Source organism: Limnohabitans sp. 2KL-3, from assembly GCF_001269405.1.
In the GTDB taxonomy this organism is placed as follows: domain Bacteria; phylum Pseudomonadota; class Gammaproteobacteria; order Burkholderiales; family Burkholderiaceae_C; genus Limnohabitans_A.
Genome location: NZ_CXON01000005.1, coordinates 256469 through 274388 on the forward strand (window position 1 = coordinate 256469; position 17920 = coordinate 274388).

Annotated in this window: 19 protein-coding genes; 12 read left to right on the forward strand and 7 right to left on the reverse strand. The window is 60.5% G+C overall.

All coding sequences use genetic code 11. The features are described from left to right. Positions 1 to 91 precede the first annotated feature (91 nt). Both AMM41_RS09720 and AMM41_RS09725 read left to right on the forward strand, forming a co-directional pair. Positions 92 to 1045 carry a Gfo/Idh/MocA family oxidoreductase gene (locus AMM41_RS09720; protein ID WP_089956851.1) on the forward strand — a complete coding sequence of 318 codons (954 nt, stop codon included), beginning with the start codon at positions 92 to 94 and terminating at the stop codon, positions 1043 to 1045. A gap of 2 nt (positions 1046 to 1047) precedes the next feature. Continuing rightward, positions 1048 to 2247 carry an MFS transporter gene (locus tag AMM41_RS09725; RefSeq protein ID WP_089956854.1) on the forward strand — a complete coding sequence of 400 codons (1200 nt, stop codon included), beginning with the start codon at positions 1048 to 1050 and terminating at the stop codon, positions 2245 to 2247. A 171-nt stretch (positions 2248 to 2418) separates the two neighbouring features. Here AMM41_RS09725 and AMM41_RS09730 read toward each other — a convergent pair whose 3' ends face one another. From AMM41_RS09730 to AMM41_RS09755, 6 genes are all read right to left on the reverse strand, one after another. Then, positions 2419 to 3603 (reverse strand): M20 metallopeptidase family protein, encoded by a 1185-nt coding sequence (locus tag AMM41_RS09730; RefSeq protein ID WP_089956856.1) that lies wholly within the window; start codon positions 3601 to 3603, stop codon positions 2419 to 2421. Then, a complete protein-coding gene (locus AMM41_RS09735; protein WP_089956859.1) occupies positions 3600 to 4853 on the reverse strand; it encodes an MFS transporter in 1254 nt (417 codons plus the stop codon). The genes AMM41_RS09730 and AMM41_RS09735 overlap by 4 nt, the downstream gene beginning before the upstream one ends. Beyond that, on the reverse strand, positions 4834 to 5982 hold the full coding sequence (locus AMM41_RS09740; RefSeq protein WP_228769201.1) for a trans-sulfuration enzyme family protein: 1149 nt from the start codon (positions 5980 to 5982) through the stop codon (positions 4834 to 4836). Before AMM41_RS09740 ends, AMM41_RS09735 begins: the two co-directional genes overlap by 20 nt. Positions 5983 to 6060: 78 nt before the next feature. Beyond that, positions 6061 to 6351 (reverse strand): helix-turn-helix domain-containing protein, encoded by a 291-nt coding sequence (locus tag AMM41_RS09745; protein ID WP_228769202.1) that lies wholly within the window; start codon positions 6349 to 6351, stop codon positions 6061 to 6063. A gap of 161 nt (positions 6352 to 6512) precedes the next feature. After that, positions 6513 to 7577: an alpha/beta fold hydrolase gene (locus tag AMM41_RS09750; protein ID WP_228769203.1), complete on the reverse strand. Its 1065-nt coding sequence runs from the start codon at positions 7575 to 7577 to the stop codon at positions 6513 to 6515. An 89-nt stretch (positions 7578 to 7666) separates the two neighbouring features. Beyond that, positions 7667 to 8086: a hypothetical protein gene (locus tag AMM41_RS09755; protein WP_228769204.1), complete on the reverse strand. Its 420-nt coding sequence runs from the start codon at positions 8084 to 8086 to the stop codon at positions 7667 to 7669. A gap of 133 nt (positions 8087 to 8219) precedes the next feature. On the opposite strand from AMM41_RS09755, the gene aroE reads away from it, so the two are divergent. From aroE to AMM41_RS09770, 3 genes are all read left to right on the forward strand, one after another. Further along, positions 8220 to 9053: a shikimate dehydrogenase gene (aroE, locus tag AMM41_RS09760; protein ID WP_089956862.1), complete on the forward strand. Its 834-nt coding sequence runs from the start codon at positions 8220 to 8222 to the stop codon at positions 9051 to 9053. A 54-nt stretch (positions 9054 to 9107) separates the two neighbouring features. Then, positions 9108 to 9956 (forward strand): KilA-N domain-containing protein, encoded by an 849-nt coding sequence (locus AMM41_RS09765; protein ID WP_089956865.1) that lies wholly within the window; start codon positions 9108 to 9110, stop codon positions 9954 to 9956. Positions 9957 to 10092: 136 nt separating this feature from the next. Next, on the forward strand, positions 10093 to 10314 hold the full coding sequence (locus AMM41_RS09770; protein ID WP_089956868.1) for an ATP-binding protein: 222 nt from the start codon (positions 10093 to 10095) through the stop codon (positions 10312 to 10314). Positions 10315 to 10318: 4 nt separating this feature from the next. On the opposite strand, the gene AMM41_RS09775 is transcribed toward AMM41_RS09770, so the two are convergent. Beyond that, positions 10319 to 11347 (reverse strand): NAD(P)-dependent oxidoreductase, encoded by a 1029-nt coding sequence (locus AMM41_RS09775; RefSeq protein ID WP_255350436.1) that lies wholly within the window; start codon positions 11345 to 11347, stop codon positions 10319 to 10321. Between AMM41_RS09775 and AMM41_RS09780 the strand changes: the two genes are divergently transcribed. From AMM41_RS09780 to AMM41_RS09810, 7 genes are all read left to right on the forward strand, one after another. After that, complete coding sequence (locus tag AMM41_RS09780) at positions 11330 to 12013, forward strand: TetR/AcrR family transcriptional regulator (RefSeq protein WP_089956874.1); 684 nt, start codon at positions 11330 to 11332, stop codon at positions 12011 to 12013. The genes AMM41_RS09775 and AMM41_RS09780 overlap by 18 nt on opposite strands. A 98-nt stretch (positions 12014 to 12111) precedes the next feature. Beyond that, on the forward strand, positions 12112 to 12645 hold the full coding sequence (locus AMM41_RS09785; RefSeq protein WP_089956877.1) for a TRAP transporter small permease: 534 nt from the start codon (positions 12112 to 12114) through the stop codon (positions 12643 to 12645). Between the two features lie 19 nt (positions 12646 to 12664). Then, positions 12665 to 13942, forward strand: a complete 1278-nt coding sequence (locus AMM41_RS09790) for a TRAP transporter large permease subunit (RefSeq protein ID WP_089956880.1) — start codon at positions 12665 to 12667, stop codon at positions 13940 to 13942. A gap of 88 nt (positions 13943 to 14030) precedes the next feature. Continuing rightward, on the forward strand, positions 14031 to 15026 hold the full coding sequence (locus tag AMM41_RS09795) for a TRAP transporter substrate-binding protein (RefSeq protein ID WP_089956884.1): 996 nt from the start codon (positions 14031 to 14033) through the stop codon (positions 15024 to 15026). A 152-nt stretch (positions 15027 to 15178) separates the two neighbouring features. Beyond that, positions 15179 to 16012, forward strand: a complete 834-nt coding sequence (locus AMM41_RS09800; protein WP_089956886.1) for a shikimate dehydrogenase family protein — start codon at positions 15179 to 15181, stop codon at positions 16010 to 16012. A 141-nt stretch (positions 16013 to 16153) separates the two neighbouring features. Beyond that, positions 16154 to 17029, forward strand: a complete 876-nt coding sequence (locus AMM41_RS09805; protein ID WP_089956889.1) for a 4-hydroxyphenylpyruvate dioxygenase — start codon at positions 16154 to 16156, stop codon at positions 17027 to 17029. An 8-nt stretch (positions 17030 to 17037) separates the two neighbouring features. Continuing rightward, complete coding sequence (locus AMM41_RS09810) at positions 17038 to 17913, forward strand: sugar phosphate isomerase/epimerase family protein (RefSeq protein ID WP_089956892.1); 876 nt, start codon at positions 17038 to 17040, stop codon at positions 17911 to 17913. Positions 17914 to 17920 lie beyond the last annotated feature (7 nt).

The following is a 17920-nucleotide window of genomic DNA, read 5'->3' on the forward strand; positions in this document are numbered from 1 at the left end:
TTGCCCAACGCCCAACGCCCAACGCCCAACGCCCAACGCACAACTTCCAAATTCGACATCACAACCCATTCAATCTTTTGGAGAAACACACATGAGCAAAACCATCAAAGTTGCCTTGGCGGGCGCAGGTGCCTTTGGCATCAAACACCTGGACGGCATCAAGAATATCGACGGCGTGGAAGTCGTGTCCTTGATCGGCCGCGAGTTCGCCAAAACCAAAGAGGTGGCGGACAAATACGGCATTGGCCATGTCACCACCGACCTGAATGAATCGCTGGCCCTGAAAGAGGTCGACGCCGTCATCCTGTGCACCCCCACCCAAATGCACGCCAGCCAGACCCTGGCTTGCCTGAAGGCCGGCAAGCATGTGCAGGTGGAAATTCCGCTGTGTGATGTGTACGCCGAAGGCCAAGAAGTGCTGCGCGTGCAAAAGGAAACCGGCCTGGTGGCCATGGTGGGCCACACCCGCCGTTTCAACCCCAGCCATCAGTGGGTGAACCACAAGATCAAGGCGGGTGAGTTCAACATCCAGCAGATGGACGTGCAGACCTATTTCTTTCGCCGCACCAACATGAACGCGCTCGGCCAAGCCCGCAGCTGGACGGACCACCTGCTGTGGCACCACGCAGCCCACACGGTGGACTTGTTCGCCTACCAATGCGGCAGCCCCATCGTCAAAGCCAACGCGGTGCAAGGTCCGATCCACCCCACTTTGGGCATCGCCATGGACATGAGCATCCAGTTGAAAGCCGCCAATGGCGCGATCTGCACTTTGTCACTCAGCTTCAACAACGACGGCCCGCTGGGCACTTACTTTCGCTACATCGGCGACACGGGCACTTATTTGGCGCGTTACGACGACCTTTTCACCGGCAAGGAAGAAAAGATCGATGTGTCGCAAGTGGCGGTGTCGATGAACGGCATCGAACTGCAAGACCGTGAATTCTTTTCCGCGATCCGCGAAGGCCGCGAGCCCAACAGTTCCATTGCCCAAGTGCTGCCTTGCTACCAGGTCCTGCACGACCTGGAGCAGCAACTGGCCTGAACATGACCACATTCACGCCCGCAGACGAACGCCAGCACCTGACGCTCTTGGGCCTGGCCGGTTTTGCCAGCATGGCCTCAATGCGCATTTGCGACCCGATGCTGGTGGTGCTGGGCCAGGAGTTTCAGGTCAGCACGGGCGATGCTTCGGCGGTGGTGTCGGTGTTTGCCGTGGTCTACGGCGTTTTGCAGTTGTTTTACGGGCCGCTGGGTGAGCGCTTTGGCAAACTGCGGGTGGTGTCGCTCGCTGTGTCGGCTTGTGCTGTGTTCAGTGCCATCACGGCGCTGTCTGTCAACCTGCCCATGCTGATCATCATGCGCGGCTTCATGGGCGCGGCGGCGGCGGGCATCATCCCACTTTCGATGGCTTGGGTGGGCGACCAAGTGCCTTATGAGCGCCGACAGGAAATTCTGGCCAAGCTCATGAGCGCCACTGTGCTGGGCATGATGAGTGGGTTGTGGTTTGGTGGCTTTGCGGCCGATACAGTGGGTTGGCGCAGCGCTTTTGTGTTGCTGGCGGTCATGTTTGGTGTGGCCGCTGTGCTGCTGCTGCGCCGTTTGCGCCAGCAAGCGAAGCGACAGGCGCAATCGGGGCCGGGGGGGCCGGTGACGGCCCCGGGCTTGTGGGCCGCGTTTCGCCTGACGGGCCAGCTCTTGGGCACACCGCGCGTGCGCTGGATCTTGACCGTCACGGCGGCCGAGGGCGCATTGGTGTTTGGTGCCATGGCCTTCATGCCCACACATCTGCACCAGCAGTTTGGTTTGAGCGTGGTGGCCGCAGGCTCGGTGATGATGCTGTATGGCGTGGGTGGTTTGCTCTACAGCCAGATGGCTCGGCGCTGGCTGGCCTGGCTGGGCGAGCGCGGTCTGGTGCGCACGGGGGCCGCTTTGGTGGCATTGGGTTTGCTGGTGCTGGCCTGGGGCAGCGGGGTGTGGCTGGGCATGCTGGCTTGCCTGATGACCGGGCTGGGCTTTTACATGTTGCACAACACGCTGCAGGTGCAGGCCACCCAAATGGCCCCGGCCGCTCGCGGTTCGGCCGTGACCTTGTTCGCCTGCTCGCTGTTTTTTGGCCAGTCCACCGGCGTGCTGCTCATGGCGCAAAGTGTGGACTTGGGTTGGCTGGCTTATGCCTTCACGGCAGCGGCCGTGGGCGTGTCGTGTCTGGGGGTGTTGGTGTACCGCTTGGTGGGGCGGCACTGAGAAAACCTTGCGCGTTGACCAGCATTCATGTCGGACCTGAAGGTACCGACCTACGGGGAGGTATTTGTAGGTCGGTGGCTTCAGCTCCGACATGGAGCCTGAGGACCTGCTGCAGTGTTGTTCTTGAAGGTGCTGACCGGATCAAAGCGCCATGCGTCCATCACCCTCTGTTCAGGCGATTTGAGCCAGGCTGCGCAGCGAAAACTCGGCGTGCATGGCCACGCCCCGGTGCAGGGCGCTTTCGTCGATGTTGAACTGCGGGTGGTGGTGCGCATGGCACGCGCCCAGGGCTTCGTTGCGCACGCCGACCAGGGCCATCAGGCCGGGGTACTTTTCCAGAAAATCGCCAAAGTTTTCCGACACCATGAGTGACGGGAAATCGATCACCGCCTCGGCCCCAAACAGCTCGCTGGCGCATTGTGCGGCCAAGGCGCTGCTGCGTACTTCGTTGATCAGCATCGAGCCGCCCTTGCGGATGTTGAGTTGGGCCTGCGCCCTGAAGCTGGCGGCGGTGCTCTCCACCACGCGCCGGATGGCTTGGTGCAGGTGTTGCTGGTCGGCCAAATGGGTGGTGCGCAATGTACCGGCGAGCAAGGCCTGGTTTGGAATCACGTTGCCCGCAAAACCACTTTGGAATTTGCCAAAGGTCAGGCTGGCCGCGTGCGCCGGGTTGATTTCGCGGGTCATCATCATGGCCAGGTTGTTCACCAAAGCCGCGCCTGCCGCAATCGGGTCCACACCTTTGTGGGGTGAAGCGCCGTGGCAGCCCACGCCGCTCAGCTCAATCTCCACCAAATCACAGGCGGCCATGCGTGGCCCGGCCTGCACGCTGATTTGTCCGGCTTCGATTTCGGACCACAAATGAATGGCAAAGGCCCGCTGCACCGGAAACGCGGCCAGGTGGGCCAGCAATTCGGCCGTGCCGCCGCCTTGCTCTTCGGCTTGCTGAAAGCACAGTTTCACGCTGCCTTGCAGCGAGCCCGAGAACTGCTGCAACACCCGCGCCGCGCCCAGCAGCATGGCCACATGTCCGTCGTGGCCACAGGCGTGCATCACGCCTGGCACTTGCGAGCGGTAGGGCAAATGCTCGTTTTGTTCCTGAATGGGCAGGGCGTCCATGTCGGCCCGCAGCGCCACCATGGCGCGGCTGTGCTGGCCTGTGACCGTGGCCACCACCCCGTGTTCGCCGACCGCTTCCCAGGGCACGCCCATGGCGCTCAGTTCGGTCTTGACGCGCTCGGCCGTGGCCTGCTCGCGGTAAGACAGCTCGGGCAATTGATGCAGCTGCTGGCGCAGGCCCACCAGCCAGTCCTGGCAAGAAAGAGCGGCTGCGACAACGGGGTGGCTGGGGGTCATGGCGTGCGCTCCAAATCAGGCGACAACAAAGGCCGCAAGGCCCACAGGCCCAGCACCGGGCCGGGGGCCAACAGCCACAGGGCCATGCTGCCCCACTGCTGCACGGCCCAGCCCAGCAGCAAGATGCTGAGCACGGTGATCAAAAAACCGATGCCGTTTTGCAGCACCAGGGCGCTGCCCAGCCACTGCGGTGGTGCGTGCTGCGACGACATGGCCGAAAACTGCGGCGAATCGGCCACCACACAAACGCCCCAAAACAGCAAAGCCCCCAGCTGCACCAGGGGCCAGGTGTCGAGAATCAAGGGGTAGCCCAGGCACATCAGGCCCGATGCGGTCAAGGCCGTGGCCGCCACCCGCGCACTGCCCACACGGCGGCTCCACATGCCGCCCAGCACGCAGCCAAAAAACCCCATGCCGATGGCCGCAAAACTCATCAGCGCCACCGACGGTGCCCAGCCGTAGCCACCGGCCACCAGCGAGCGGTGGATGGGCAGGCTGAGCCAGGGCAGCACGCTCCAAAAAGCATACAGCTCCCACATGTGACCAAAGTAGCCCAGTGCCGAAGCGCGAAAGCCGCGCACGGCAATGACCTCGCGCAAGGCCTGGGTGTTCAGGCGAAGGGGGGCGGGGGCTGTGGGTTGACTCGCAGATGCGGCCTGCTTGGGCGGCTGGCCCATCCAGGCCACCAGCACCGCGCCCACCACAGCCAGCACCGACGAGCCCAACAAAACCTCGGGCCAGGGCCAGCTTTGGCCCAAGGCGCGCAAGCCGTGCGGCATGGCCGTGCCCAAGGTCAGCATGCCCACCAGCCAACCCAGAGCGGCGGCCGGTTTGCTGCCCACACGCTGCACCAGCATCTTCATGCCCAGCGGGTAGATGCCCGCTAGGCACATGCCCACCACAAAGCGCAGGCTCCAGAAGACACCGTAATCGGTCACGCCCCAGGTGACGGCGGCGTTCGCCAGCGCCCCGATCGCGCTGCACACCACAAAAATGCGCGTGGGCTGAAACCGGTCGGCCGCGCCGCTGAAGGCAAAGGCCAGCGTGCCCGCAATGAAACCCAGTTGGGTGGCGGCCAGCAGCCAGCCAAAAGCGGCGGCGCTCAGTTGCCACGCCTGCATCAGGCTGTCGGCCACCCCGCTGGGGCTGAACCACAGCGAGGTGCTCAGGCACTGGGCCAGAACAATGACGGCCACCGCCAGCGAGGGGCGAGGTCCGACATGGGGGCGCTCAGGCGCTGGCGCGTTCAAGGGCTTGCGCCAGGTCGTCGATCAGGTCATCGGCATGCTCCAGGCCCACCGAGACACGCAGCAAGCCCTGCGGGGTCTTGCTCTCTGGCCCTTCAATCGAGGCGCGGTGCTCGATCAGGCTTTCCACCCCGCCCAGGCTGGTGGCACGGGTGAAGATTTCCACATGAGCGGCCAGGGCCATGGCCGCGTCTTTGCCGCCTTTGACCTCGAAAGACAGCATGCCGCCAAAGCCCGACATCTGCTTTTTGGCGATGGCGTGGAAGGCGTTGTTCTCCAGGCCCGGGTAGTGCACGGCGCTGACTTGCGGGTGCTCGCTCAGGAAGCGGGCCACCTTGCCTGCATTGGCGCAGTGCGCCTGCATGCGGTAGGGCAGGGTGGGCAAGCTGCGCATGACCAGCCAGCAGTCAAACGGCGAGGGCACCGCGCCGCCAAACAGCTGCGCGGTGCGCAAGGCGGCAAAGTGCGCATCGTCCTGGCGCGTGATGACCGCGCCGCCCAGCACATCGCTGCGGCCGCCCAGGTACTTGGTCGTGGCGTGCATGACCATGTCGCAACCCAAATCGAGCGGGCGCTGCAACACGGGCGAGGCAAAGGTGTTGTCGGCAATGGCGCGTGCGCCGCCCGCGTGGGCGATCTCGACCACGGCGGCAATGTCCACGCACTGCATCAGGGGGTTGGAGGGGGTTTCGATCCAGACGATGCGGGTGTTGGGCTGCATGGCTGCACGCACCACATCCAGACGGGTCATGTCCACAAAGCTGGCGCTGATCTGCCACTTGGCAAACAGGTGTTTGAGCACATTGGCCGTGCCGTGGTAAATGTCGGCGGGAGCCAGCACATGGTCGCCCGGCTGCAGGCCCTGAAAAATGGCCGTGACACTGGCCAGGCCCGAGCCAAAAGCGGCAGCGCCCGCGCCGCCTTCGAGCGCCGAGAGTGCGGCTTCGAGGCCATTGCGGTTGGGGTTGTGGTTGCGCGAATACAAATAGCCGTGCGGGTAGCTGCCGTCGGGGTCCCGTTCAAAGGTGGTGGACAGGTGGATCGGATCGACCACCGCCCCGGTGGAAGGGTCAATGCCGTGTCCTGCATGCACAGCCAAAGTTTCAAAACGCAGGGGTTTGTTTGTTTTCATCTTCAAAAGTATAGCCATCGGACTTTGGGGGCGGGTCCGCGAGGCGACAGCAACGGTGACAGCAGGTATGGCACCAATTCAGGCCAAGGCGCGCAAGATTTCAGGCCATTGCTGCGCGACTTTGATCAAGGTTTGCGCTGCGCCCGAGGGTTGGCTGCGGCCTTGCTCCCAGTTTTGCAAAGTGCGCACCGACACGCCCATCAACTGCGCAAAGGCTGTTTGCGTGAGGCCCACTTTGGCCCGAGCCTCGGCAGCGGCCGACAGCGGGACCTGATGCACCCGGCCTTCGCCGCGCTGTGCTTGCTGGATCGAGGTCAGCACATCCTGAGCAAAGTATGGCATTTCTGCGTCTATTTTCTTTTCAGGCACCGAATAGCTCCTTCCATGTTTTCAGAGTTGACAGCGGCATGTTATCGAACTTGGCCTTGAAGCCAGCTCACAAGCGCTTGCTTTTGCAGCGCGGCAGTGACGGCGCTGCTGAGCTTGGTTGTGAACCGGTTGGTGTGGCGTCACGGAGGGCGCTGTGGGTTTCAGCGCGGCAATCTGGGAGCGGACTGCAGCAATGCGCCCACTTCTGTTTTCCAGAATCGCGAATTGCCGGTGGTGCCGTGTCCGAAGGTGTCGGGGCTGCCCGGAATGATCAAGGCTTTGGCATTTTTGATGCGGGGCAATGCTTTTTCCAGAATGCCCAGCTCGGGTGGGTTGCGTTCGTCATCGGCCGAATTGATGACCAGCACAGTGGCTTTGATGCGCTCCAGACCCGCAGAGACGTCGTAGTCTTTGGAGGACTCCCACTGGTACAGGTGGTCGTTGGCGTCACCCGCCAACGGAGGTGTCAGGCGGCGCTTGAGCAAGGCGTCACCCATATCGCTGGTGGCTGCAATTTTTTGCAAGCCCTGGTTGCCGCCGTTGGTGGCCGTTGCAAAAAAAACGGAAGCGAACTGCCAGCTCGGCGGCTGCTCTTTGTAGTTGCCGCCCATCCACAAGGGGTCTTTGCGGATGGATTCGGTCAGCATGCGCCGCAGCATCCAGTTGCGACCCGACATGGCCGAGGGCAGTGAAGCCATGGGCACAGCGATGTCCATCATGTCCGGGTATTTGACGGCCCACATCCAGGTTTGCATGCCCCCCATGGAGTTGCCCAAGACCAAACGCAAATGTCGGATGCCCAGGTGCTCGGTGACCAAACGGTGCTGGGCCGAGACCATGTCGTCGTAGTTGTAGGCCGGAAACTTGGCCCGCAGCCCGTCAGAAGGCTTGCTGGATTTGCCAGTGCCAATGGCGTCGGGCAGGATCACAAAGTAGCGCTTGGCGTCCAGGATTTGCCCTGGCCCAAAAAGCTCTCCACCAAAATTCGCCCCCAACATGCCCACACCCGAACCGGTGGTGCCATGCAAAATCAGCACGGCTTCATTTTTGGGGTCTCCCAAGGTGGTGTAGTTCAGCCGCAGTTCGGGCAGGACTTCGCCGGTGTGGAACTTGAAGTCTTTGACGATCCAGCTGCCGTTTTGCGGGGTTTCTTGGGCCTGCAAGGCGCCGCACAAACCGAGCCAGAACAAGCAGAGACTGGCCCAGAGGGGTAGACGGTTTTTCATGGTTTGTCTCCTGAGTGAAGAAGGCAATTTAGGCCATCTCATGCACCCAAGCTGACACCAGCGTGTCAGTGATCCGGTGAATCGGGCCTTTAGAACGACCCCAGACTGCCCAAGATGGCCAGCAGTTGGGTGGCATTGATCAGGATGGCAGATTGGTGCATTTTTCTGAAAGCGGGAATCGCCACCAGCTCATCGGCCCGAATTTGCGCCCCGAAATGGTCCATGCGGGTGATCAAATGTTGGCGCATCAGCCAAGTCAGCAAGGCAATGCCGCCCGCGCCCACGGACAAAGCGGGTTTGCCAGCAAAGGCGAAACTGATGGCCGCGGCCAAAGCAGCAATCAGGGCGAGGCGAAAGTAAGTGATGTAGAAGGAGCGGATGAAGCGGGAATCCATCGGGTTGTCGTGCTTGAGAATCAACAGAGGAATGGAGCCCAACAAAAAGTAGGTGGTGACCGCCAACAAGATCACGGTGAAGAGCAAGGCGAACATTTGGGGTTGCAGTGTCATGTCGTGTCTCCGTCTTGGGTCCATTTGAGCGGGTGACATGATAGAGCGGATTGAACTCAGCTTCAGAACCGACGGGTCAGAGGGATGGGGCCTTCAGCGATAAGATCAAAGGATTGTTGTTCGAGATGACCCCATGACAGACCGTTACGCCGTGATTGGCAACCCCATTGCACAAAGTAAATCGCCCTTGATCCACAGCGCTTTTGCGCAGGTGACTGGGCAAGACATCGACTACGGCAAGTTGCTCGGCCCCTTGGGCGAGTTTGCGGCCACGGTGGACGCATTTCGGGCCAGTGGCGGGCGCGGCATGAACGTGACCGCGCCTTTCAAGCTCGACGCTTTTGCCTATGCCACCGACCTGGCCCCCAGTGCGCAGATGGCGGGGGCGGTGAACGCGATGAAGTTCGAGGGCGACAAGGTCTATGCCGAAAACTTTGACGGCGTGGGCTTGGTGCGCGACTTGGTGCACAACCTGGCTTGTCCGATCAAGGGACGGCGCGTATTGATTTTGGGTGCGGGTGGTGCCACCCGAGGCGCTTTGCTGCCCTTGCTGGCCGAGCAGCCTGACGAGCTGGTGATCGTCAACCGCACGGTGGCCAAGGCGCACGAGTTGGCGGCGCTCGCTCAGCAGCACCAGACCGGCCAAGTGCCCGTGCAGGGGCTGGGCTATGCCGACTTGCAGGGACAGGCGTTTGATGTGGTGCTCAACGCCAGCTCGTCCAGCCTGAGCGCCGAGCTGCCGCCCTTGCCCGCCAGTGTGTTTGCACCCGGGTGCCTGGCCTATGACCTGACCTACGGCAAAGGCCTCACGCCGTTTTTGCAGCTGGCCCAACAAGCGGGCGTCACGCAACTGGCCGATGGCGTGGGCATGCTGGCCGAGCAAGCGGCCGAGGCCTTTGCCTGGTGGCGCGGGGTCAGGCCGGATACGGCGGCGGTGATTGCGCAGTTGACGGTGCCGCTGGTTTAAGGGCTTGGCGCGCAAAATCATAGACACGATGCCAAATACCACCACGGAGGCGACATGAAAAACCGAACCATCACCGTCAAGACATCATCCATCACTGTCGTCTCACGCCACGAACAAGACTACATATCGCTCACGGACATGGTGAGAAGCTTTGAAGGTGGAAGCGCACTCATTGAGCAATGGCTTAAAAACAAGGACACCGTGTTGTTCTTAGGCGTTTGGGAGCAATTGAACAACGCCAGTTTTAATTCCCCCGAATTCGATGGAATTAAAAACGAGGCCGGCCGTAACAGCTTTTATCTGTCGGCCAAAAAGTGGATCGAGGCGACAGGCGCTATTGGCTTGCTGGCCAAAGCGGGACGATACGGGGGCACCTTTGCCCACAAAGACATTGCGTTTGAGTTCGGCTCTTGGCTGAGTCCGGAGTTCAAGCTTTATCTGATCAAAGAATTCCAGCGCCTGAAAGAGGAAGAGGCTAAGAGCACTTCTCTGGCTTGGAGTTTTCAGCGCACTTTGACCAAGGTGAACTACAAAATTCACACAGATGCGATCAAGGCTCACCTCATTCCTGCCCGGTTGACCAGGGCGCAGACTGCAACCGTTTACGCCAATGAGGCCGATCTTCTGAACGTAGCTCTGTTTGGTCAGACTGCAGGGCAGTGGAGGCTAAGCAATCCAACTATTAAAGGCAATATGCGTGATGCGGCCACGTTGGAGCAACTGGTGGTGTTGTCCAACTTGGAAAGCATCAACTCGGTGTTGATTCATCAAGGGCTGGATGCTTCGATGCGTTTGTTGCAGCTCAATGGGATTGCCATCACGCAGATGCGTTCTTTGGTAGGTATGGTTGGGCTCCACAAAATGAGGGGCATTTCAAGGGCGTCTATCGAAGAACAAAAATAATGATGGAGACCGTTATTCAGCTTGGAAGTATTGGCAGGTGCCGCATGACTGAGTTCGTGAAGACAATCGATCGATGGATTATTTTCCGTCCCAGTAAGCTTGATACGGGCAGTCCTTATTTTGTCGTTTGAATCACATGAAGCTTCCCCACATCCACACCCCCCGTTGCACCGGTTGCGGCTGGTGTGTGGCGGCTTGTCCGCCGGGGGTGCTGAGTTTGCAGGTGGTGGCCTGGCGCAAGCATGCGGTGTTGCACGATCAACAGGGTTGCACCGGGTGTAGCCTGTGCGAGCGGCGCTGCCCGTTTGGGGTGATCACGATGGTGAAAACACCCCAGCCCGTCAAACCACAGGCTTGAGCATTCAGGTCGTTTGGCGTTTGGCCAGCAGCGCCACCAACTCGGGCACCAGCGCGTTCGGGTCGCCTTCTTGGCAGGCGGCTTCCAGCGTGTTTTTGACGGCTTCTGCCACCGTGTGGTCGGCATGCGTGTCGATCGCCATCTGGTTGTAGTAGCTCAGGTCCTTGAGTGCGTTGCTCATGGAAAAGCGCAGGCCCGAGGTGTCGCCCGAGAGGAGTGTGGGCTTGAGGCGGTCGAGCGCCGCGCCCCAGCCCCCGCCTTTGGACAGGACTTCCACAAAGGTGCTCGCGTCCACACCCGCACGTTGGGCGCATGCGGCTGCTTCGGCCAGCAAGGTCACGGTGCCCAGCGACACGTAGTTGTGCAAGAGCTTCATGCGGTGGCCGGAGCCAATCGGTCCGGTGTGCACGATGTTTTCTGCAAAGCAGGCCAGGATGGGTTTGCAGGTTTCAAACAAGGCCGCGTCGCCACCCACCAGCAAGTTCAGCCGACCTTCGGCGGCTTCTTTGGGGGTGCGTGTCATGGGCGAGTCGAGAAACTGCCCGCCTTGGGCGATCACCATGGCCGCGACTTTTTCAGTCGAGGCGGGCACGGCAGTCGAGCAGTCGATGACGATGGTGCCGGGGCGCATGCCCTTTAAAACTCCGTTTTCACCCAGCAGCACGGCCTCAACCTGAGGCGTGCCCGTCACGCACAAAATGATCACATCCGACTGCGAAGCCAGGGCCTGGGGCGTGGTGCAGGTGCGTGCGCCTGCGGCCAGCAGGCCGTCCAGCGGCTGGTTGCCAGGGTGTTCGAGCACCGTGAGGCTATGCCCGTGTTTGAGCAAATTGCTCGCAATGCCGTGGCCCATCATGCCGATGCCGATCATGCCGATTGTTTTCATGCGTGTACCTTTGAGTGAACAGTTTGGCGGCAACTGTAGCCGGGACTTGTGCAGCAGGGCGTCACTTGTTTGCCAATCTGGCGAGCACGGCGGCTTTGAAGCCAGTGCAGGCCCCTCTATACTGCCCGCATGAACCAACCGGTACATTCCTCAGAGACACCAGCGCCCACGACCACGGGCACCAGCCGGACCAACGACCCGGCCCGCACCATGGCCGAGATCCTTCAGGTGGCCACGCACGAATTTGCTGACAAAGGCCTCACCGGGGCCCGCATCGACGCCATTGCAGCGGCTACGCGCACCAGCAAGCGCATGATCTATTACTACTTCGGCAGCAAGGATGGGCTGTATTTGGCGGTGCTGGAAGAAGCTTACCGGCGCATGCGGGCCATTGAATCTGATCTGCACCTGGACGATTTGCCACCTGTGCAGGCCTTGCAGCGGCTGGTGGAATTCACTTATGACCACCACCGTAACAACGAGGACTTCATCCGCTTGGTGATGAACGAGAACATTCAGCGCGGCGACTATTTGCGCCAGAGCCAGAGCATCCAGCAGCTCAACACCAAGGCCATTGAGTCGGTGCGCGAGGTGTATGACCGGGGCGTGGCCGAGGGCCTGTTCAGGTCAGGACTGGACCCGGTGGACATCCACTCGGCGATTTCAGCCTTCACGTTTTTCAATGTGTCCAACCGTCACACCTTTGGCTTGATTTTTCAGGACCGCGCCAGCCAGGACAAGGCCAACACCCTCAAGCGGGTGCATGTGGTCGAGTTGATCCTGCGCTTTGTCAGTCATTCCATTTCGGCATAACTGCTAGGGTACTTTCACAATGCACGTCAGGGTTATCCCTGTTTTTAAAAAACTAACCAGTTCGTACATTAGTGCTTGTCCTTGTCAGGAGACTTGTTTTGCTTGAAAAATTCATGGATGGCTTTTGCAAGGCCTTGAGCATGGTCATGGCCGCTTGTCTGGCCGTGATGGTGGTGCTGGTGTTTGGCAATGTGGTCATGCGTTATGCCTTCAACTCGGGCATCACCTTGTCCGAGGAATTGTCACGGTGGTTGTTTGTGTGGATGACCTTCATGGGCGCGATCGTGGCCTTGAAGGAGCGTGGCCACTTGGGCACGGACATGCTGGTGGGCAAATTGGGGCCTGGCGGGAAAAAGTTTTGCTTGGCGCTGTCTTATGGCTTGATGCTGTACATCTGCTGGTTGTTGTTCCGCGGCGCTTACCAGCAGACCGTGATCAACCTGGGCAGCACCAGCGCGGTGATGGAAGTGTCCATGGCCTGGATCTATGCACCTGGTGTGGTGTTTGCGGTGCTGGGTGGCTTGATATTGATCACCGAGTTGTGGCGTTTGCTCACGGGACAAACGCGTGATGAAGACTTGGTCATGGTCCAAGAATCCGAAGAGTCGCCGCACGGCGCGGACAAAAACTGAGCGCACAAGAGACACCGACATGACGATCGCTATTTTTGTTTTTTCTCTGCTGGGCGCGATGGCCATTGGCATCCCGATCGCGTTTTCATTGCTGCTTTGTGGTGTCGCCTTGATGTGGCACCTGGACATGTTCGATGCCCAGATCCTCGCGCAAAACCTGCTCGAAGGCTCCAACAGTTTTCCTTTGTTGGCGGTGCCGTTTTTCATGTTGGCCGGTGAGGTCATGAACGCGGGGGGCTTGTCGCGCCGCATCGTGAACTTTGCCATGGCTTGTGTGGGCCACATCAAAGGCGGCCTGGGTTACGTGACCATCATGGCCGCCGTGATCATGGCGGCGCTGTCGGGCTCTGCGGTGGCCGATGCGGCGGCCTTGTCGGCTTTGCTCTTGCCCATGATGGTGGCGGCAGGCCACGATCGGGCCCGCTCGGCGGGCTTGATCGCCTCGGCCGGCATCATCGCCCCGGTCATTCCACCCAGCATTGGCTTTGTGATCTTTGGTGTGGCGGGCAACGTGTCCATTTCCAAACTCTTCATGGCCGGCATCGTGCCGGGCATCATGCTGGGCGCTTCGCTCTGGGTCACCTGGTGGTGGCTGGCGCGGCGTGAGGTGGTGCAGGTGCCGCCACGCAAAACCCTGCGAGAAATTGGCGTGGCCATGCGTGAAGCCACCTGGGCTTTGGTGATGCCGCTCATTGTGGTGTTTGGTCTGAAGTTTGGGGTCTTCACTCCGACCGAAGCGGCTGTGGTGGCGGCGGTTTACGCCTTGCTCATCTCCACCTTGGTGTACCGCGAGCTGGGTCTGAAAGACCTGTACCCCTTGTTTGTGAGCTCCGCCAAAACCAGTGCGGTCGTGATGTTTTTGGTGGCCGCCGCCATGGTCTCGGCTTGGCTCATCACGGTGGCCAATCTGCCTGCCCAGCTGATCGAGATTTTGCAGCCCATGCTCGACAGCCCCCGTTTGCTCATGTTCACCATCATGGTGATCATCATTGTGATTGGCACAGCGCTCGACATGACGCCCACCATTTTGCTGTTGACCCCGGTGCTCATGCCCGTGGTGAAGGCGGCAGGCATCGACCCAATTTACTTCGGTGTGTTGTTCATCATCAATTGCGCCATTGGCTTGATCACACCGCCTGTGGGCACGGTGCTCAACGCGGTGGCAGGTGTCGGAAAAATCAGCATGGACGAGGTGACCCGGGGCGTGATGCCTTTCATGATCGCCCAGTTCACCATCATGTTTGCCATGGTGGCTTTCCCGGCTTTGGTGATGGTGCCCGCGCGTTGGTTTTATTGATTCCCGGGTGTGGATGTCTGATCGGGTACGCCTGACAACCCGCCCTTTGATGCACAGCGTACGTCCTTCTTTTTTCTGGAGACCCTTCATGAAACGTGTATTCATCAAGTCCTTGATCGCCACCGTGGCGCTGGCCGCCATGGGCGTGGCTTCGGCGCAAGACAGGACCATCAAGTTCGCCAACCAGAACGCGGCGGGCCACCCCATCGTCCAGGGCATGGAGAAGTTCAAAGAGATCGTCGAGAAGCAGTCCGGCGGCAAACTCAAGGTCAACCTGTTCCCCGGTGGCGCATTGGGCAGCGACCAGGCCAACGTTTCGGCCATTCAGGGCGGCACCTTGGAGATGGCCTCGATGAACTCGGGCATCTTTGCATCGCAGGTCAAAGACTTTGCTGTGTTTGACTTCCCCTTCTTGTTCGCCAGCGGCCAGGAAGCCGATGTGGTGGTCGACGGTGCCTTTGGCAAAAAGATGCACGCCAAGCTGGAAGAAAAAGGCATGGTCGGTCTGGGCTACTACGAGCTGGGCTTTCGCAACCTGACCAATGGCCGCCGCGCCATCAACAAGGTCTCGGACATCGAAGGCCTGAAACTGCGCGTGATTCCCAACCCGATCAACGTGGACTGGGTCAAGGCGCTGGGTGCCAACCCCACACCTCTGCCATTCCCTGAGTTGTACGCAGCCCTGGAGCAAAAGGCGGTGGACGGCCAGGAAAACCCAGTGGCCACCATCAACGGCGCCAAGTTGTACGAAGTGCAAAAGCACCTGACCTTGACCGGTCACCAGTACAACCCCCAGTCGATCGTGATCAGCAAAAAGTTCTGGGACACCCTCTCGGCCGCTGACAAGAAAATCCTGAGCGATGCCGCTGCCGAGTCGTCCAAGTTCCAGCGTGCCCAGGCCCGTGCCCAGGAAGCGAGCTTGCTCGAGAACCTGAAAAAAGGCGGCATGCAAGTGACCACCTTGCCCGCAGCCGAAGTGGCCATCTTGCGCGAGAAGATGAAGCCCGTGATTGCCAAGCACGGCGAGCCGATTGCGGCCACCGTGGCCGAGCTGCAAGCCGAGCTGGCCAAGCTGCGCAAGTAAGCCCCAAGGCCACGGCACGCGCCTTGGCCTGGCTTTTGATATGACCGCTGCAGCCTTGCGCTGCAGCGGCACCAGCCCCTGCATTGAAGGGGGCATTTCCTGATTTCTTCAGTTCGCATGCCACCGCGCTGCGGACTTCTTTCCCACAGTCCATGATCAACGGCCACACCGAACTCATCGCGCACATCGGCTACCCCACACACACCTTCAAGTCACCGATGATCTACAACCCGTACTTCAATGAGGCGGGCATCAACGCGGTGGTGGTGCCCATGGGTTGCAAAGCCGAGAACTACCCGGCCTTCCTCCAGTCGGTGTTCACGCTGGAAAACATCCGGGGCGCACTGATCACCATGCCGCACAAGGTCAGCACTGTGGGCCTGCTTGATGACGTCACCGCCACCGTGCGTGTGGCCGGGGCTTGCAACGCGGTCAAGCGCCTGGCCGATGGCCGTTTGGTGGGCGACATGTTTGACGGTGCCGGTTTTGTGCGCGGCGTGCAGCGCAAGGGTCTGGACCTGACAGGCCTGCGTGTGCTGGTGGTGGGCACAGGCGGCGTGGGCAGCGCCATTGCCGCTTCGCTGGCGGGCGCGGGCATCGCCGCCATCAGCCTGTTTGATGTCCATGCCGACTGCTGCGAGGCGCTGGCCCAGCGGCTCCAAGCCCATTACCCGCACATCGAGGTGCACACCGGGTCGAATGACCCGGTGGGTCATGACCTGGTCGTCAACGCCACGCCCTTGGGCATGAACGAGGGCGACCCGTTGCCCCTCGATGTATCGCGCCTGTCGCCCAACACATTTGTGGGCGAGGTCGTGATGCGTGCCGAGACCACCGCATTTTTGGCCGCAGCCCAGGCACGCGGCTGCCGCACGCAGGTGGGCACCGACATGCTGTACGAACAGATTCCGGCCTACCTGGAATTTTTTGGCCTCCCCACCACCACGGCCGATGTGCTGCGCCGTGTGGCGCGGCTGAGTTATTGAAGCTGTTTGACCCATCACCACGGCCAATGAACTGAACCTCTTTTTGTTGGAGCTCACCCCGTGGGTGGCGGGTGTGCGACACACCCAAAACACCATCGCCCACGGGGGTGGGCACCTGCAAATTGCAACTGGAGCGAAGAGATGACCTTGAACAAAGTTGACCGCGAATCCGTGCCCGACATGCCCAACCGTTTGGGCATTGCGGGCATTGAATTCATCGAATACGCCACCAGCCGACCACAGGCACTGGGTCAGGTGCTCGAAAACATGGGCTTTCGCCCAGTGGCCAGGCACCGCTCGCGTGAGGTGACGCTCTACCGCCAGGGCACGATGAACCTGGTGGTGAATGCCAGCCCCGACGATGCCCGTGTGAGCAGCACGGTGGACGGTCAGCCCGTGATTTCGGCCGTCGCCTTTCGGGTCCAGGACGCCTTGAAAGCGCACACTCGGTGTCTGGATTTGGGGGCTTGGAGCGTGGGCAGCCATGCGCAGGCCATGGAGTTGCACATTCCGGCCATCCATGGCCCGGGTGGCAGCCGCTTTTACTTTGTGGACCGTTGGCAAGAGTTCTCGATTTACGACATCGACTTCAAGCCCATTCCCACAGTGGACCCGAACCCGCCTGCTTTGTCGGGCATGCGTTACTTTGGGGTGGTGCAGTACATCGGGGCGGCCCGCAGCGCCGACTGGCAGACTTATTACGAACACATGTTTGACTTCAGCGGCATTCCCGATGAAGAGCGCTTTGGCATCCTGCCCAAGGGCAAGCTCATGAAAAGCCCCTGCGGCACTTTCTTGTGGCAACTCATTGAGCCTGAGCCCTGGATGGATGCCGACGACAGCCCTGAGCGTTTGCAGCGCATTGGTTTGGGTGTCCCCGATGTGGGTCAAGCCGTGGCTGCGCTCAAGGCCCGTGGTGTGGAGTTTGTCGAGTCCAACCGATTGCACCCGGAAGACCGGGGCGCTCTGACCCGTGTCACCCTGGGCTCGTTGGCGTTTGAACTTGTTGGCCAGTGAGGCATCACATGAACTTGCTCGACGGCTACGGCATGGACACCATCACCATGGCAGGCACACTGGAGGCCAAGCTGGCGGCCATGAAAGGTGCAGGCTTTTCTCAGGTGATGCTCATGGCCCGCGATCTGGTCACGCACCCTGGCGGTGTGCAGGCTGCCGTGGCAGCCGTGCGCGACAGCGGCATGCGGCCCACCGGTTTTCAGGTGCTGCGCGACTTTGAAGGGTTGTCAGGCCACCTGCACAGCTACAAACTCGACATTGCCAAGGCCATGCTCGAGATGTGCGCCGCCACCGGCAGCAAGGTTTTGCTGGCCTGCTCATCGACCTCGCGCCACGCCACACAAGACCTGGATCAGATTGCCGCCGACCTGAAAAAGCTGGCCATGCTGGCTGTGCCTTTGGGCATCAAGATTGCCTACGAGGCACTGTCGTGGGGCCGCACCGTCAACGAATTTTCGACCAGCTGGGACGTGGTCTGTCGCGCTGATTGTCCCAACCTCGGTATTGGCTTGGACTCCTTCCACATCTTTGCCGCCAAAACATCGCTCGACGCGATTGAAGAGCTGGACCCGTCCAAAATCTTTTTGGTGCAGTTGTCGGACTTCATGTGGCAAGAAACTCCTACCTTTGAAGAGCGCATGACCACAGCCCGCACATTCCGTGTGTTCCCGGGCGAGGGCGTGCACAGTGAACAATTGGCCGATTTGGTGCTGCGCTTGGACCGCATTGCTTACCGGGGCGATTACAGCTTTGAAGTGTTCAATGACGATTACCAGCAACTGCCGCTGCAAATGGTGGCCGAACGTGCACGCAGGAGTGCACTTTGGCTGCACCAAGACGTGTTGCACAAGTCAGCACCGTTGCCGACATGGGTTCGCAGCTGAATCTGAA

Excerpts from the sequence above, each read along its gene's own strand:
- AMM41_RS09720 (WP_089956851.1), top strand. The coding sequence starts at position 92 with ATGAGCAAAACCATCAAAGTTGCCTTGGCGGGCGCAGGTGCCTTTGGC.
- AMM41_RS09765 (WP_089956865.1), top strand. The coding sequence starts at position 9,108 with ATGAAAAACCGAACCATCACCGTCAAGACATCATCCATCACTGTCGTC.
- AMM41_RS09770 (WP_089956868.1), top strand. The coding sequence starts at position 10,093 with ATGAAGCTTCCCCACATCCACACCCCCCGTTGCACCGGTTGCGGCTGG.
- AMM41_RS09750 (WP_228769203.1), bottom strand. The coding sequence starts at position 7,577 with ATGAAAAACCGTCTACCCCTCTGGGCCAGTCTCTGCTTGTTCTGGCTC.
- AMM41_RS09805 (WP_089956889.1), top strand. The coding sequence starts at position 16,154 with ATGACCTTGAACAAAGTTGACCGCGAATCCGTGCCCGACATGCCCAAC.
- AMM41_RS09780 (WP_089956874.1), top strand. The coding sequence starts at position 11,330 with ATGAACCAACCGGTACATTCCTCAGAGACACCAGCGCCCACGACCACG.
- AMM41_RS09730 (WP_089956856.1), bottom strand. The coding sequence starts at position 3,603 with ATGACCCCCAGCCACCCCGTTGTCGCAGCCGCTCTTTCTTGCCAGGAC.
- AMM41_RS09795 (WP_089956884.1), top strand. The coding sequence starts at position 14,031 with ATGAAACGTGTATTCATCAAGTCCTTGATCGCCACCGTGGCGCTGGCC.
- aroE (WP_089956862.1), top strand. The coding sequence starts at position 8,220 with ATGACAGACCGTTACGCCGTGATTGGCAACCCCATTGCACAAAGTAAA.
- AMM41_RS09740 (WP_228769201.1), bottom strand. The coding sequence starts at position 5,982 with ATGAAAACAAACAAACCCCTGCGTTTTGAAACTTTGGCTGTGCATGCA.
- AMM41_RS09800 (WP_089956886.1), top strand. The coding sequence starts at position 15,179 with ATGATCAACGGCCACACCGAACTCATCGCGCACATCGGCTACCCCACA.
- AMM41_RS09810 (WP_089956892.1), top strand. The coding sequence starts at position 17,038 with ATGAACTTGCTCGACGGCTACGGCATGGACACCATCACCATGGCAGGC.
- AMM41_RS09755 (WP_228769204.1), bottom strand. The coding sequence starts at position 8,086 with ATGACACTGCAACCCCAAATGTTCGCCTTGCTCTTCACCGTGATCTTG.
- AMM41_RS09790 (WP_089956880.1), top strand. The coding sequence starts at position 12,665 with ATGACGATCGCTATTTTTGTTTTTTCTCTGCTGGGCGCGATGGCCATT.
- AMM41_RS09775 (WP_255350436.1), bottom strand. The coding sequence starts at position 11,347 with ATGTACCGGTTGGTTCATGCGGGCAGTATAGAGGGGCCTGCACTGGCT.
- AMM41_RS09725 (WP_089956854.1), top strand. The coding sequence starts at position 1,048 with ATGACCACATTCACGCCCGCAGACGAACGCCAGCACCTGACGCTCTTG.